Source organism: Chryseobacterium sp. 1B4 (assembly GCF_036631475.1).
Classification (GTDB): domain Bacteria; phylum Bacteroidota; class Bacteroidia; order Flavobacteriales; family Weeksellaceae; genus Chryseobacterium.
Genome location: NZ_JAPNUF010000003.1, coordinates 177,939 through 193,538 on the forward strand (window position 1 = coordinate 177,939; position 15,600 = coordinate 193,538).

Sequence of the window (15,600 nt, forward strand, 5' to 3'; positions counted from 1 at the left end):
AAACAGATAAATTAAACCAAATAGAAATCGTTCAGTTTTTCTTCACAAAGGATTTTCACCACTTCAATCCAGCGGTCTTCATCATTCAGACATGGAATATAATGGAAGTTTTCACCGCCTCCGTGCAGGAACTGTTCTTTACCTTCTACAGAAATTTCTTCCAACGTCTCAAGACAGTCGGAAACGAAAGCCGGGCAGACAATGGCCAGATTTTTTATTCCTTTTTTACCAATAGTTTCAAGTGTTTCATCCGTATAAGGCTCAATCCACTTGTCCTTTCCTAACCTTGACTGGAAGGAAACAATGGTTTTTTCCTTAGGTAAATTCAGTTTATCGATGACAAGCTGTGTCGTTTTATAACATTGGTGGCGGTAGCAGAACTGATGACTTGGATTATCCTCCCGGGAACAACAGTCATTAAGGTTACAGGTTCTGGTAGGATCTGTCTTATAAATATGCCTTTCCGGAACACCATGGTAAGAGAACTGAAGGGCATCAAAATTTTCTGGAAGTTTCTCTTTAATACTCTCTGCAAGACAATTGATATAAATATCCCTGTTGTAGAAAGGCTGAATATAATTGATCTTCACCTGTGGGAACTTCTTTTTCTGACTTCCTCAGCTTTTTCAATTACAGTTTCCGTTGTGCTCATCGCATATTGAGGATATAGAGGAAAAAGAACAATTTCAGTGATTCCCTGATCCACCAGTTTCTGAATACCGGTTTCAATACTTGGTTCTGCATACCTCATCCCGATTTCCACCGGAACATCTACTATTTTCTGCAGTTTTTCTGAATCTGCTCAGTAATGACAATCAGTGGTGAACCCTGATCTGTCCAGACCGTCTTATAGGCTTCTGCAGATTTCGCAGGTCTTGTCTTCAGGATAATTCCCTGTACAAGCAGCGCACGAAAGATCCAGCGATAGTCAATCACTCTTTCGTCCATCAAAAATTCATCAAGATATTCCTTTACGTCGTTTACAGAAGTTGATCTCGGTGATCCGAGGTTGACCAGTAAAATTCCTTTCTTATTCAATATTCTAATTTTTAATTATGAAACAGACATTGTAAAATCTGTTACTAATTCTGCTACTTTAGCAAAGGTATTACTTTCCAGTAAGCCATTGCTGTCAAATCTGCCTTTTATCCCTTTTATTAATACCTGATGTTTATCATCTGTTACAGCGCCCAGCGTTTTTAAAATCAGCAACAGCTCTTCATGTCCTTTCTCCCCACTGGCAGAAGCAAGTGATTACTGCTGTCGGTTTTTCAGAAAAACTGTTGTGGAAACACACCACTCCAATAGATTTTTTAATCTTCCGGGGATGCTGAAAATATATTCCGGTGTGGAAAATATGACTCCAACTGAATTTTTAATAGCTTCTCTGATCTCCAGAACTTCTTCAGGGGTATGATCATCTGTTAATGCTGTATCAAAATGGGGAAGAAGAGAAAGGTTATCATATATCCGGAAATCTGCATCATTCGTTTTTTCCAGTACCTGCTGCATCAGCTTCAGGTTGCCTGAATTTTCAGAAGCACTTCCTATAATGATAACAATTTTCTTTTCAGGAGGCATTTTTTAACTGTTTTATCCGTTTACAGCTTCTACTTTTTCTACCAGGTCCGGAACGAATTGTTTTAAAATGTTTTCAATTCCGTTTTTCAAAGTAGCTGTAGAGCTTGGGCATCCTGAACATGCACCTTGCAGAAGCATTTTTGCCGTTTTATTCTCCTGGTCATATTCCATCAGGGAAATCTTTCCACCGTCATTTTCTACGGCAGGAGCTACATATTCATTTAAGATATCAGAGATTTTCTGTTCATCTTCAGTATAATCTCTGTTGATGATTTTTTCAACAGGATTTTCATGTTTCTGAGGTTCTATTTTTGAAATCTCACCTCCGTTTTGAAGATATTCGGCGATAAGAGCACGAACAGTCATCATTACCTGATGCCATTCCACAGAATTATCTCTGGTAACGGCTACAAAGTTGTCAGAAATGAAAACTTCCGTTGCAAAATCAAATTCTTTAAAAATAGCCTGAGCCAAAGGAACTTCTTCTGCAGCATCTTTCGATTTTACTTCCACAAAACCGTCCATCAGTAATTTGCTTGAAACAAACTTCATTACATTGGGATTCGGAGTCATTTCAGCATAAATCTGGTACATTTCTTTTTCTTCTGAAGATAAATTCTCGGGTTAGCCAGTAATTCATCTTCAATTACATTTTTCAGACTTTCAGCAACATGTTCCCACTCCACAGTATCCTGCTTTGCCACAGCAACAAAATTAGCCGTAATGAAAATTCTTTCCACAAACGGATAATTGAAAAGTTCCTGTGCCAATGGAATTTCTGATATATCTGAATTTCTGTCCAGCTCTAAAGAACCCGGGATGAGATTGTAATCTGCTACAAATTTCATCACTTTTGGGTTTTCAGTTGGTTCTATAAGTACGGTACGCATTTTTTCGTTAAATTTGAGATACAAAAATACGCATTAGAAGTCAGAAGCTGAAGACAGAGAGTTAGATTTTTGCTATCGCTGTAATTTAGAAGTTAGATACCTGAAATTATATGGCATATATCACATTCTCAAATCGGCTTATTTTCAAATTTTCAAATTAATATTATGGCACTTATAAAAGCACTTTTAGGAAAAGCACCACAGATCGGGGAGAATACATTTTTAGCAGAAACGGCAACCATTATTGGAGATGTTACCATGGGAAAAGACTGCAGTATCTGGTATAATGCAGTGATCAGGGGAGATGTTAATTATATCAGAATGGGAGACAAGGTGAACGTCCAGGATAATGCGATGCTCCATTGTACCTATCAGAAATATCCTCTGAATATCGGAAATAACGTCTCTATAGGACACAACGCGATTGTGCATGGATGTACTATTAAAGATAATGTACTGATCGGGATGGGAGCTATTGTAATGGATGATTGCCTGGTAGAAGAAAATTCTATCGTAGGAGCAGGTTCTGTAGTTACTCAGGGAACCCACATTAAATCCGGAGAAGTCTGGGGCGGAGTTCCTGCAAAGAAAATCAAAGATATCAATGCACAGTTACTGGAAGGAGAGGTAAACAGAATTGCGGATAATTATGTCAAATACTCTTCATGGTATAAGGAAAACGTGAAAGATCATCAATTCTAGTTAAATGTCAATCCGCTGCGCTTGTCAATTTTTTTGGCTACAAACTTCACTATTCAGTTGCGAGTAAAAATTCACGATTAACAAATAGAAAAGCTCCGTCCCCGGGACAGAGCTTTTTCGATTTGATATAGAACCTTTGCTTTATTGTCAGTTTGGGTCAGGCGTGATAAGCCTTATCTTGCCATTGATACATTTTAGGGATGTAGGAGGCATAACCATCATACAGTCTGACACAATATTATACTTTTCATTAAAAGCTCTCACTTTATCCGTATACTCATTGACCCTCGGCAGGAAAGTCTCTTCTATTTTCTTTGGATAGGCTATGTATTGCTGAGGCCCGCCGCAGGATTTTGAACCCATAGGAGTAAATGCCCATTCACCGGCATCCGTACATTTTCACCTGATACCTCAGATTCAATAGAAGCTTTTAATTTATCCAACTGGGCCTGTTCATATTTCTGACTGTCTTCGTCAGCGGGTCTGTCTGCGATATCGACAGGAAGATTGGTATTGGCATTTTTTGATGTAGTACAGGAAACCAAAGTTAATGTAGTACATAATACTATTGCCGGGATATGAAAGAATAATTTTTTCACAATAAACTTTTTTCTTTTTAAGAATTTTCAAAACTTATGCCAAGGTAAGAAAATCAAATTCATTTCCGTATTTTTGACAACGATGAACAATCATTTTTTTGACTTAATAGAATACACCAACAGAAGTGTTTTTCTGACTGGGAAAGCCGGAACGGGGAAGACAACATTTCTTAATGATTTTGTGAGGCGTACCAAGAAAAAGCATATTGTGGTAGCTCCTACAGGTATTGCTGCCATTAATGCGGGAGGAGTAACGATCCACTCTATGTTTGGACTGCCGTTGAGAACCTTTCTTCCTACTACAGAGAGGATAGATACCAGCTTGGCCAATAATATTGCCGATCTGATGCCTCATTTCAAATATCGTAAAGATAAGCTTAAGCTTCTGAGAGAGGTTGAAATCATCATTATCGATGAGGTTTCGATGTTGAGGGCTGACGTTCTGGATATGATGGATTTCTCTTTGCGGTTTATCAGAAGGAATAATCAGAGGTTTGGAGGGGTGCAGATGCTTTTTATCGGGGATTTGTATCAGCTTCCGCCGGTGGTGAGGGATGAGCATATTTTGAAAATGTATTACAATTCACCTTTCTTTTTTGACAGTCATGCCATTAAAGAAATCCCCATTGTTACCATTGAGCTGACAAAAGTATACAGACAGTCTGATGAAGAATTTCTGGAAATCCTGAATGCGATCCGTGACGGAGATGTGGATAATATCGATTTTGACCATCTTAATGAAAGGTATGATCCTGACTTTGATATGGGAAAAGAATCTTACGTTTATTTGTGTTCTCACAATAAAATGGCAGATGAGATCAACCAGGAAAAATTAGCTGAGATAAAAGTAGATCCTCAGGTTTATGAAGCTAAGCTTGTAGGTGATTTTAAAGAGAACCAGTTTCCGAACGACCAGTTTTTAGAACTGAAAATCGGGGCTCAGATCATGTTTATCCGGAATGATATTTCCGGTGAGAAAAAATATTTTAACGGAAAACTGGGGGAGATTATCGGGTTGGATGAAAATGAAATCCGGGTAGTATTGGATGAAAGTGAAAGAGAAATTGTTGTAAAAGAGAAACCTGGGAACAGAAAAAATATTTCCTTGATACAGATAAAAATATCAAGGAAGAGGTATTGGGAAGTTTTGAGCAGTTTCCAATTAAGCTCGCATGGGCTGTCACAATTCATAAAAGCCAGGGGTTGACATTTGACAAAGTAATTATTGATGCCGGAAAAAGTTTCACGGCAGGTCAGGTGTATGTGGCTTTATCCCGCTGCAGAACCCTGGAAGGAATTGTTTTAAAGTCAAAAATTACCCCTGAAGTTATTTTTAAGGATAACCGGATTTTACACTTCCATACCGATACGATTGCCAATGATCATGTAGAAGCCATCCTTAATCAGGAAAAATATGATTACAGCATCAGAAAAGTGCTGCGTACCCTGGATTGTACATGGTTTTTGAAAGAAGTGGAAGAGTGGAACAGCCTTTCCATTGTCACGAAAAATATTGATCATGTTAAAACCAAACAGCTTTACCTCCAGTTAAAACATGAAGCGGTGAACCTTGGGAAAATATTTGAAAAGCTGGAAAGAATCATTTTCCAGAAAGTCAATAATTTTATTGAACAGAAAGAAGAGTGGTCGGAAATTGAAAGCAAATCAAAAGGCGCAGTTAATTTCTTTTTTACAGAGACCAGAAATAAAATATTCGATCCTTTGAAGGAATTTTATGCTGAGATAAAAGGAGCAAAAGGATTAAAACAATACAACGAAGAATTCAAAAGCTGGCTGGAAGACATTGAAGAATATCTGAATAGCTTAAGAGAAATTCATCTTCTTGAAACGAAACTTTTAGATGAAAAGAATGATAAGGAGATCAATCTGAAAATTGCTAAAGTCCCTTCTCAGGTTTTAACCTTCCAGTTGTTTGAACAGGGGAAAACCATCGGAGAAATTGCATTGGAAAGAGGTTTGGTGAAGGAAACCGTTATCGGCCACCTGGCTAAATTTGCAGAGCAGGGATTACTGGATATCTCCAGAGTCATCACTTCAGATAAAATCAAAGCTTTTGAAGATGAGTTTTACAAGAATCCGCATGAAACATTGACCGAGTGGAAAAACGCACTGCCCAATCATTTTGAATTTAACGAAATCCGGATTTTAATTAATCATTATAATTATAAAAAAGAAAAGAACTCGTAAGAGTTCTTTTTTTGATATGAATTTTTGAAAACTAAGGATACATCGCATTGATGGTATTGATGTCTCCGGTAGTAAATCCCGTTCTGTTATAAGTAAAATTGCTGTTGTCAGCTCTGGTAATCGTCGGCAGTCCGTTTTTAGAGTACGAAGTGGGCCAGTACATCATCACCGAATTGATATTAAAAGGACCAATATCCGTTCCGGAACTGTAGATATTAAAATTATAAGCCTGCCCGTTCTGGATGTTGTTCCACAGGATTTTTACATACTGATCCCTGTCTTTACGTGTATGCTCATGATAAAGACCTACCGTATGCCCCATTTCATGAATAACTGATCCTACAGAAATATATTGATCCAGAGAAATGGTTTGTTTTCCACCCTGATATCCGATATGAGCCCAGCCATCAGATCCTGATGAGCTTCCGAATATAAACTCTACATAATTAGACTGGTTGGTACGGTAAATCCATTGAGTATTGGTTTTAGTATTGTACTCATTAATTGCAGTATTGATTTTGTTTACGTTGATAGAGCCCATATTGCTGGCAATTGTGTAGTAAATCTTACCGTTTGGCCACCTTGAATAACTGGCGCCGCCTTTATTAAGTTCACTGCCTCCGGATAACTGTTTATCGGTAAGAACAATATCTCCCTGGAAAAAATTCATTCCGTTTTTCTTTCATAGGTAATTTCTGGCCGTTCAATTGCCCTTTTTTAATGTTTTCGGTATTGAAAGCATTGGTTTGTGCTTCAGAAGTAATTTCCTCATTATTTTTACTGCAAGATGTGAATGCTGCAGCAATAAATAAGATCAAAACAATAGTTTTTCCCGTCCACGATTTCTGATGGAACGGGATTTTAATTTTCTGGTTCATATTAATTAAGATTTGGTACACGAATATAATTAATATTCTCTTTTTATTGAATTATTTTTGTTGAAATATACTTATTCGTATTATTTGTTTAAAAACCATTTAAACAAAACCCTGTAAAATAAAAAAGGTTCTGAAAATACTCAAAACCCTTTTTATTCTTATTCGTTTAACATATCTTGATTGATTCTGTAACCAACGATTTTTATGTCTCCATCTTTATTCTTTTCTAAAGTAAAAGATTCTTCTGTTTTCTTAGTTTCCCTTTTTACATTGTACAGGAAGAAATATTGACTTCGGGCATTGCTTCCCTTCACTACCATTGTTTCCCATTTGGCAAGATTGTATTCTTCAACAGGACCAATCTCATTGACTGTATTCATCAGTTTTACGAGCTTTTCTTTATCAGTCACCTCAAAAACTTCTCACCAAACAACTTATAAATATCCTCCGGGTTTTTTCCATAACGTAATTCCCAATAAAATTTTATTGGAATTTTTTCACCATCTTTTTTGTCGGATTCTCTGTCCTTATAGAATTGATTAAAGGAGCAGCTCATTAAAAAGAATGAGAAAAGAAGTAAATATATATTTTTCCATTTAAATTTTAGTGTCTAAGATTAATTTTCTACGATTGTTGTCATAAAATGTAGCATGATAACTTTCATCTCTGAATTCAGTTTCTGTATTTTCTATTTCATTAAATAAGCTTTTGTCTGTCCGGGAAAATTCAACAATTTCAAAATACTTTTCATCAATATAGTTGAAGTCTACCAGCTTTAGATAGTCATTAATAGAGTTTTTATCGATCATAATTTTTCCACCACCAAACTGATGTCTGTTCTGACCATTTTTCTTAACGCCGGACACCCAATATTCTTCTCCCGTTTCTATATCAAAATGATTAGCGTTGACTCCTGGCCTTTTGAGTTTTTTGAGTGCCTTGTTATCGAAATAAACAGTTTGCCCTGATTTTGAGAATTCCACAAAACCAATCCATGCCGGCCCGTGATGTCCGAGGGATTTGTTTTCGATATACATTATTTTTGTTTTCATGTCATTAAATAACATCGCAATTTACCCAAAATCTTATATATAAAATCAAACAAAAAAGAATTTTATTCCAATAGTTTTTCCCTGAACTGATCAATTGTTTTTATTAATTACAAAAAGTAACTAATGCAGTTTTTATGTTTTAAATTTGTCTGGTTTTTTGAGACCAATGAAAAATTAACCTCAATATGAAAAATTTTGAAATTTCTGTTTTGGATCTTGCACCGGTAAAGCAGGGAAAAAGCATTCACGATACTTTTCAGGATAGCTTATCATTAGCTAATCACGCTGAAAATTTAAATTATAAAAGATTCTGGCTGGCGGAACATCACAATATGGAAAGTATTGCCAGTTCAGCAACCTCTGTTTTAATAGGTTTCATTGCCAATGGGACAAAGAAAATCAGAGTGGGTTCAGGAGGAATTATGCTTCCCAACCACAGCTCGCTCATCATAGCAGAACAATTCGGTACACTGGAATCATTGTTTCCCGGTAGAATTGATCTTGGGTTAGGAAGAGCTCCGGGAACAGATGGCTTAACGGCGCAGGCTTTAGGAAGAAATCCAGCCATCATCAATGAGCAGTTTCCAAGACAGATTCTTGAGCTTCAAAGATATTTCTCCAAAGAAAATTCGGATGCAATGGTTCGTGCAATTCCCGGCGAAGGACTGGATATTCCATTGTATATTCTGGGATCAAGTACGGACAGCGCATGGCTGGCTGCAGAACTTGGCCTGCCTTATGCATTTGCAGGACATTTTGCTCCGGAGCAGATGGAAATGGCTTTTAAAATATACAGAGAGCATTTTGAACCGTCAAAATATCTGGATAAGCCTTATATTATTGCCTGTGTAAATGGAGTAGCAGCGGAAACTTCAGAAGAAGCCCATAAAATTTCCACTACTTTATTCCAGGCATTTATCAATATTGTAAGAAACGACAGGAAACCATTTGCCCCGCCGGTAGATGATATGGACGAAATCTGGTCACCAATGGAAAAATCAATGGTTTTACAGAAACTGAGATATACGTTTATTGGAGATCAGGCAGAAATTCAGGAAAAACTTAAAGATTTCCAGGAAAGGTTTGAGGTAGATGAAATGATGATCAATTCACATATCTATGACCATCAGAAAAGAGTAAGATCTTATGAGATTTTCAGAGCGGCAGCAGACTCTCTGTCCAAAGCGTAATAAACCATCCATAATTAATTGGCAGATGCTTATTTTTATGAGTATCTTTGCACAAATAAAAAGTAAAAATGTCCGATATTAAATTAAATACTATTCCAGAGGCTATTGAAGACCTTAGAAATGGTAAGATAATCATAGTAGTAGATGATGAAGACAGAGAAAATGAAGGAGATTTTCTTTGTGCGGCAGAGCTGACAACGCCGGAAATTATCAATTTTATGGCTCTTCACGGAAGAGGGCTGATCTGTATGCCGCTTCCGGAAAAAAGATGTGATGAGCTTGGACTTGAAGTGATGGTAAGCAGAAGCAGCGATCCTAAAGAAACTGCTTTCACCGTATCGGTAGACCTTTTAGGAAACGGAACATCTACCGGAATTTCTGCAGGAGACAGAGCGAAAACAATTTTAGCACTGATGGATGAAAAATCCAAACCTACAGATTTTATGAGACCAGGCCATATTTTCCCGCTTCGTGCAAGAAAAGGAGGTGTATTGAAAAGAGCCGGACATACAGAAGCTGCTATCGATCTTACAAGCCTGGCCGGTTTAAAAGAAGGAGGAGTGATCTGTGAGATCATGAACGAAGACGGTACAATGTCACGTCTGCCTGAACTTTACGCTTTTGCCCAGAAGCATGATATGAAGATCGTTTCTATTGAAGACCTGATCCATTATCAGCTTAAAAAAGGAAATCTTGTGGAAAGAATTGAGGAGAGAAAAGTAAAGACATTTTACGGAGATTTCGATTTCTATGCTTTCAGGGAAACTTCCAATGAACAGATTCATTTTGCTTTAACAAAAGGAGCCTGGACTGTAGATGAGCCTGTTTTGGTAAGAGTACAGTCTTCTGATTCTTATTTCGATGTACTGACCAGACTGAACAATGGAGAGAAACCATTGCTGGAAAAAGTAACCAATATGGTGAATGAGGCAGGAAAAGGAGCTATTATTTTCATCAATAATGTTTCCAATTCCGAAAATACACTGAGAAAGCTTCAGCAGTTCCTGAATTATCAGGACGGGCAGGAACAGCATCCTACTTTAGCGTACAATTACAGAGATTATGGAATCGGGACGCAGATTTTAAAGAATTTAGGAATCAACAAGTTCAAAGTAATCACTCAAAACCCTAATATTAAACCTCAGGTTGGAGGTTATGATGTAGAGGTTACTGAGATGGTACAACTATAATAAATGAATAGCCAATAGTAGTTTTAACATCAATGGCTGTTTACAATACAAAATATAAGGTTTAGGATTTTCTGAACCTTTTTTTATTTTTAAACCATGACTGAGCCTTTAAAAAAACAAATCCGGGATTATATTGATATTTCAGATGAAAAGCTGGAGAAATATTGCAGTGCTTTCAGCCTTCGGAAAATAAAGAAAAAGGAATTCCTTTTAAAAGAAGGGGAGATCTGTGAATTTGAAGGATTTGTATTGAGCGGCTGCTTTAAAGTTTTTCATACCCATCATAATGCAGCCGAACAGATCTTATATTTTGGCATTGAAAACTGGTGGATCTCAGATATCGACAGTTTTGTGAACCGTATTCCTTCAAAGCTCAATATTCAGGCTCTGGAGGATAGTGAGATTCTTCTTATTCCCAAAAAAGAAAGAGAAATTGTATGCCGAAATGCCGGAAATTGAAAGATTAATGAGGCTTAAATTCCAAAAGTCAATTATAGCATTACAACGCAGAATTATTGACAACCTGAGTAAGCCTTCTGATGAGCGGTATGTTGAGTTTTTAAAGGACTATCCGCAAACAGCACACCGTCTTACCAATATCCAGATTGCTGCCTATCTGGGAGTAACGCCGGAATTTATAAGCAGAATCAGAAAAAAATTGTTAGTAAAAGCTAATCTTTCTTTATACATAATTAAAAAGTCCCGGAAGTTGTAAATACTTTTGGGACTTTATTTTGGATATCTGAAAAGAGGCAGTTCTTTAGTTTAGAGTGATTCCGTCAAAGTTCCGGAATCCGTTCAGAAAATCTTTTACCATCATTCTCTTTTTACCTTCCATCTGAAGTTCCAATGGATAATAGATTCCGTCCTGGGTGTAGATTTTAAATCCGTTCTTTGAGATATCCAGGGTTCCTGCAGGTTTCCCATGATCAGAAAGTTCAAACTTACCTCCGAATATTTTTAAACCTTTTTCTTCATTTTCGATCTTTAAAGTAGTGAATGCTGCCGGGTAAGGAGACATTCCAAGAATGAACTGGTGAATGGTCTTTGAAGGCTGATTCCAATTGATCCTCGTATCTTCTTTGAAAATTTTATAAGCATTTTTAGGATGTTCAACCTTTGGTTGTGGCTTCTCCTGAATAGCATTTTCGGCCAGTCCGTCCAGTGTTTTTACAACAAGCCCTGAACCCATTTCCATCAGTCTGTCATGAAGACTTCCTGCATTTTCATCAGGTAAAATTTCTATTTCCTGCTGAAGAAGAATATTTCCTTCGTCAATTTTTTCGTTAATAAAGAAAGTCGTTGCTCCGGTTTTTCTTCCCCATTGATTACTGCGTAATTGATAGGTGCAGCCCCCCGGTAATCAGGAAGCAATGAAGCATGAAGATTGAAAGTGCCCATTTTTGGCATTTCAAAAGGACTTTAGGCATCATTCTGAACGCAACTACTACAAAAACATCAGCATCCAGTTTTCTAAGTTCTTCCAAAAATTCCGGATTTCTCAGCTTTTCCGGCTGAAAAACAGGAATATTGTTTTCTTCTGCATAGATTTTTACCGGTGATTGGTGAATTTTCTGTCCTCGTCCGCTTGCCTTATCAGCAACAGTTACCACACCTACTACCTGATGATGAGATTGATGGATGGCCTCCAGAGAAGTCTTTGCAAACTCAGGAGTCCCTAAAAAACGACTTTCAATGATTTCATAGTACAAAGATAAGTTTTTGATCTGAGAGTCGGAAGGTTTCAGGTTCGGGGGTGGGAGAGTATGAGAGTGAGAGAGTTTTAGAGATAGGATGGGATGATGACCACTTCACATGCTGCCAGGCATCTTTATCATTACTCATTACTCATTACTCATGATTCAGCGCATACGTTCTGAAGTTCAGCATTCTTACCTTTCCTGAATCTAATAGGAAAATCAGATTTTCCAGGATATTTTCTTTGGAATGATAACTCAGCTGTATAGACAGTTCTTCAATGGTTGCAGATTTTTTTGCTAATAGATTGATGATTTGCTGGGAAATATTTTTTCCAAAGATAGACTGCTTATTTTTTTCACAGACAGAACATTGTCCACAATTTTTTGAATTTTTTCACCAAAATAGGCAAGAATGAGTTTCATTTTACAATAGTCATTGTTTTCTACGTAAAATTTCATCTCTTCCCATTTCTGAATTTTATTCCTCTGAATATGCTCAAATAGTTTCCAATAAGCGTTATTCACCGCTCTCTCATCACGGGGTTTCAGGAATTTGATGCTGGAAAGTGCTCCGTCGATATATTCCAGGTAATTTTTTTGCTGAAGTTCCTTCAGTCGTTCTTTGATCAAAGGAACGCTGATGTTAATTTTATGGCTTACCTGCTGCTCACTGAACATTACTTTATGAGTTGTAATTCCGGATATGGTACGGAAAAGGAGCTCTATAAAGTAAGCGTCTTTTTGTGGCAGCTGGTCTATCTCATCTGCTTTAATGAAAAGTTCGAGTGAAGACAGGCTTTTGTTATCATTGTAATAGACAATTTCCTGATTATGCAGAAAGTTGAGTACATTATTGATCTTTGCCTTCGACAGTTTTGTAAAGTTCTGTATGTTGAGGATGTTTAACTGAAATGTTTTTTCAGGAAGTTCAAACTCGGCTACCTGAAAAATAGAGTAGAGGTAACTGATAATCTTCAAAAATTCAGCTTTGTTGGGTGTCTGGTTTTTTAAGACCTGATCAAAATTCAATAATTCCTGCCTGTTCCAAAGCATGAACGCAAAACTGTCTTTTCCATCTCTTCCTGCTCTTCCGATTTCCTGATAATAGTTTTCCAGAGATGCTGCAGGGGAGTAATGAATAACGAAACGGACGTTATCTTTGTCAATACCCATTCCAAAGGCATTGGTGGAAATCAGCACATGATTGTCACTGTTGTTCCAGAGATTCTGCTTTGCATTTTTTCTTTAGTTGTTAAGCCTGCATGAAAATAATCTACATTTTTCAGCTGATTTTTCTTCAGGAATTCTGCCAGCAGTTCCGCTTCTTTTCTTGTCCTTACGTATACAATTCCGGAGTCGTTGCTGTATTTTAAAATGTCAAAAACACGCTGGAATTTATCAGATACTTCATCCGTAAAGATTTTGATATTTTCTCTTTTGAAACTTTTTTGAAAAACAAATGGATTCTTCAGCTCCAGTTTATTTTTAATTTCTTCCAGTACTTTTGGAGTAGCAGTTGCTGTCAGAGCAAGACAGGGAATCTCAGGATTATTACTCCGGAATCCTTTTATATTCTGATAGCTGGGTCTGAAATCCTGTCCCCATTCCGAGATACAGTGCGCTTCATCTACTGCAATGAAGGATAGCTGTATTTCCTCCATATTTTGGATAAACTGAGCGTTGGTAAGTCTTTCAGGAGAAACATACAGTAATTTTGTAAGTCCTTCCTTACAGCGGCCGTAAATTGTTTCAGCGTCATATTCATCCAGCTCGGAGGAAAGGTATTCAGCTTCTATGCCACGGGATTTAAGCTGATTGACCTGGTCTTTCATCAATGCCAGCAACGGGGAAACTACAAGGCAGGTTCCTTCCTTCAATAGGGCAGGCAATTGATAACATAAAGATTTTCCTGCTCCTGTAGGTAACAGAACCAGAGTATCTTTTTCGTTGATGACAGCATTGATAATTTCTTCCTGAGAATCTCTGAAGTCGGTATAACCCCAGAAATACTTAAGAGTATCATATTTTAGTTTTTGAAAATCCTGCGGAGAAATCATGTTGTAAAAATAAGGAAAGAATCAGGACAAAAAAGCCACGCATGGCGTGACTTTTATATAATATATCAATAAGTTTATTATTTAGCTTCGAAGTATACTCTTCTGTTGGCTCTGTTTTTCCATTCAGGGCACTTCGTTGCTGGTTCACACTCAGGATACTTAAGGTCTTTTTCACCTTTTCCTATTGCCTGAAGTTTACCTGTCTGAACACCGTTTTTGATCAGGTAGTTTTTAACGTTGTTTGCTCTTCTTTCAGATAGTTTCTGGTTGTAAGCGTCAGTACCTCTTGTATCAGTAGCACCGATTACATTGTAAGAACCGCTTGAAGAATTAATATAGTTTACAGCATTGTTCAGGATTGGAGTATTTGATGGTAAAATTCTGTCAGAATTTAAGTCAAACTCAATGCCTTCCAGTTTCGTTTCTGTCTCTACTACAGGTCCTGTTGTAGCTACAGGGCAACCGTTGTTTTCAACAGGTCCCGGAACTGTAACACACTTATCGTAAAGGTCAATTACACCGTCAAGGTCTGTATCAAGAGCAACTCCGGCACCATCCACTCTTGCTCCTGCAGGAGTGTCAAGCTGTCTGTCCCAATCGTCACATACCCCGTCGTTATCAGCATCTCCTTTTTTACATACTTCGATATCCTGGTTTTTATTAGCCAGCACATCAAGTTTGTAATAGATTTCCTGAAGCGGGTCATGCCACATTAAGTGGGATTCGTGTTTTCCTAATTTTAAAGAAACCCCTAAAGTAGCGTTGAAGAAGTTGTCAGAAACCTGCTCGGAACGCTTGTTGATCGCGCTGTAAGCATCACCGCCACCATCAAATTCATCATCACCGGTAACTACATACATCAATCTACCTTCAATATCAATTCTTCTGTTCACTTTAAATTTCAGACCTGTACCAGCCTGCATGAACATAGAACCTAATTTGAAAGGTTTAACTTCAGTCATTAGTCTCTGTGATCCGTTACCTACTTTCTGATATGCTCTGTAGGCAATGGTACCAACACCTGCATATCCATGAAGAGCCCATCTGTAAGGAGAATGGTTGTCTACTCTTCTCAATAGATTAGAGAAGTTGACATCTCCCAAGATTGAGATTGCATCATACTGGGTTCTTGCTCCTACAGCTGTTGCATCCGGTGCCGTTTTTTTAGTATTGAACCATCCTTGTCTTGTTTCACCTCTGTCATACTGTAAGTTGATCCCGAAAGCGTGGGTAATTGCTTTGTCAATACTTACATACGCTGAATATCCAAAAAGGTTTTTACCGTTACCGTTTTTGATAGAGGTTAAATCCGCTGACTGAAGAAGCGGAACACCCACCCCGGCAGAAATTGACCAATCGTTAAATCTTTTAGACTGATTGGTAAAGGGGGAAACATTAGCAGATCCGGAAGAAAATGTATTGGGGTATTCTCCTTTTGAAACTGCCGTTGAGTCTTGTGCATAGGTAGCAGAAGGAATTGCTAATGCTAATGCAACAATTGCTAAACTTAATTTCATAGTGTTATTTTTTTAAGTTAAGTTATTTTAAATGAT

At 37.5% G+C, this 15,600-nt stretch carries 13 protein-coding genes and 5 pseudogenes; 6 read left to right on the forward strand and 12 right to left on the reverse strand.

What is annotated here, in order from left to right; all coding sequences use genetic code 11:
• Positions 1-11: 11 nt before the first annotated feature.
• The 4 genes and pseudogenes from hemH to OWR28_RS02845 all read right to left on the reverse strand — a co-directional run bounded on the left by hemH (position 12) and on the right by OWR28_RS02845 (position 2,471).
• Positions 12-1,038, reverse strand: a pseudogene (gene hemH, locus OWR28_RS02830) (ferrochelatase).
• 15 nt (positions 1,039-1,053) lie between these two features.
• Positions 1,054-1,212: a hypothetical protein gene (locus OWR28_RS02835; RefSeq protein ID WP_332385406.1), complete on the reverse strand. Its 159-nt coding sequence runs from the start codon at positions 1,210-1,212 to the stop codon at positions 1,054-1,056.
• 42 nt (positions 1,213-1,254) lie between these two features.
• Entirely contained in the window at positions 1,255-1,581 is a 327-nt protein-coding gene (locus OWR28_RS02840; protein WP_332385407.1) for an NADPH-dependent FMN reductase, read from the reverse strand.
• Positions 1,582-1,593: 12 nt separating this feature from the next.
• Positions 1,594-2,471, reverse strand: a pseudogene (locus OWR28_RS02845) (NifU family protein).
• Between the two features lie 165 nt (positions 2,472-2,636).
• On the opposite strand from OWR28_RS02845, the gene OWR28_RS02850 reads away from it, so the two are divergent.
• Positions 2,637-3,173, forward strand: coding sequence for a gamma carbonic anhydrase family protein (locus OWR28_RS02850; RefSeq protein WP_332385408.1), 537 nt, complete (start codon positions 2,637-2,639; stop codon positions 3,171-3,173).
• Positions 3,174-3,496: 323 nt separating this feature from the next.
• On the opposite strand, the gene OWR28_RS02855 is transcribed toward OWR28_RS02850, so the two are convergent.
• Positions 3,497-3,772 carry a hypothetical protein gene (locus OWR28_RS02855; RefSeq protein WP_332385409.1) on the reverse strand — a complete coding sequence of 92 codons (276 nt, stop codon included), beginning with the start codon at positions 3,770-3,772 and terminating at the stop codon, positions 3,497-3,499.
• Positions 3,773-3,854: 82 nt separating this feature from the next.
• On the opposite strand from OWR28_RS02855, the pseudogene OWR28_RS02860 reads away from it, so the two are divergent.
• Positions 3,855-5,980, forward strand: a pseudogene (locus tag OWR28_RS02860) (helix-turn-helix domain-containing protein).
• 31 nt (positions 5,981-6,011) lie between these two features.
• On the opposite strand, the gene OWR28_RS02865 reads toward OWR28_RS02860, so the two are convergent.
• From OWR28_RS02865 to OWR28_RS02875, 3 genes are all read right to left on the reverse strand, one after another.
• Positions 6,012-6,650 carry a M12 family metallopeptidase gene (locus OWR28_RS02865; RefSeq protein ID WP_332385410.1) on the reverse strand — a complete coding sequence of 213 codons (639 nt, stop codon included), beginning with the start codon at positions 6,648-6,650 and terminating at the stop codon, positions 6,012-6,014.
• A 366-nt stretch (positions 6,651-7,016) separates the two neighbouring features.
• Positions 7,017-7,268: a hypothetical protein gene (locus tag OWR28_RS02870; protein ID WP_332385411.1), complete on the reverse strand. Its 252-nt coding sequence runs from the start codon at positions 7,266-7,268 to the stop codon at positions 7,017-7,019.
• A gap of 186 nt (positions 7,269-7,454) precedes the next feature.
• On the reverse strand, positions 7,455-7,910 hold the full coding sequence (locus tag OWR28_RS02875; protein WP_332385412.1) for a hypothetical protein: 456 nt from the start codon (positions 7,908-7,910) through the stop codon (positions 7,455-7,457).
• 185 nt (positions 7,911-8,095) lie between these two features.
• Here OWR28_RS02875 and OWR28_RS02880 point away from each other — a divergent pair, with 185 nt between their 5' ends.
• From OWR28_RS02880 to OWR28_RS02895, 4 genes are all read left to right on the forward strand, one after another.
• On the forward strand, positions 8,096-9,100 hold the full coding sequence (locus tag OWR28_RS02880; protein ID WP_332385413.1) for an LLM class flavin-dependent oxidoreductase: 1,005 nt from the start codon (positions 8,096-8,098) through the stop codon (positions 9,098-9,100).
• Positions 9,101-9,168: 68 nt separating this feature from the next.
• A complete protein-coding gene (gene ribB / locus OWR28_RS02885; RefSeq protein ID WP_115958382.1) occupies positions 9,169-10,290 on the forward strand; it encodes a 3,4-dihydroxy-2-butanone-4-phosphate synthase in 1,122 nt (373 codons plus the stop codon).
• A 96-nt stretch (positions 10,291-10,386) separates the two neighbouring features.
• Positions 10,387-10,749, forward strand: coding sequence for a cyclic nucleotide-binding domain-containing protein (locus tag OWR28_RS02890; protein WP_332385414.1), 363 nt, complete (start codon positions 10,387-10,389; stop codon positions 10,747-10,749).
• Complete coding sequence (locus tag OWR28_RS02895; RefSeq protein ID WP_332385416.1) at positions 10,736-11,005, forward strand: hypothetical protein; 270 nt, start codon at positions 10,736-10,738, stop codon at positions 11,003-11,005. Before OWR28_RS02890 ends, OWR28_RS02895 begins: the two co-directional genes overlap by 14 nt.
• A 45-nt stretch (positions 11,006-11,050) precedes the next feature.
• Here the strand turns inward: OWR28_RS02895 and OWR28_RS26765 are convergent, their stop codons facing one another.
• From OWR28_RS26765 to OWR28_RS02910, 4 genes and pseudogenes are all read right to left on the reverse strand, one after another.
• Entirely contained in the window at positions 11,051-11,488 is a 438-nt protein-coding gene (locus tag OWR28_RS26765) for a methionyl-tRNA formyltransferase (protein WP_494168422.1), read from the reverse strand.
• 27 nt (positions 11,489-11,515) lie between these two features.
• A pseudogene (locus OWR28_RS26770) lies at positions 11,516-12,002 on the reverse strand (methionyl-tRNA formyltransferase); the annotation flags it as partial.
• A gap of 139 nt (positions 12,003-12,141) precedes the next feature.
• Positions 12,142-14,047, reverse strand: a pseudogene (locus tag OWR28_RS02905) (RecQ family ATP-dependent DNA helicase).
• 77 nt (positions 14,048-14,124) lie between these two features.
• A complete protein-coding gene (locus OWR28_RS02910; RefSeq protein ID WP_332385417.1) occupies positions 14,125-15,564 on the reverse strand; it encodes an OmpA family protein in 1,440 nt (479 codons plus the stop codon).
• Positions 15,565-15,600 lie beyond the last annotated feature (36 nt).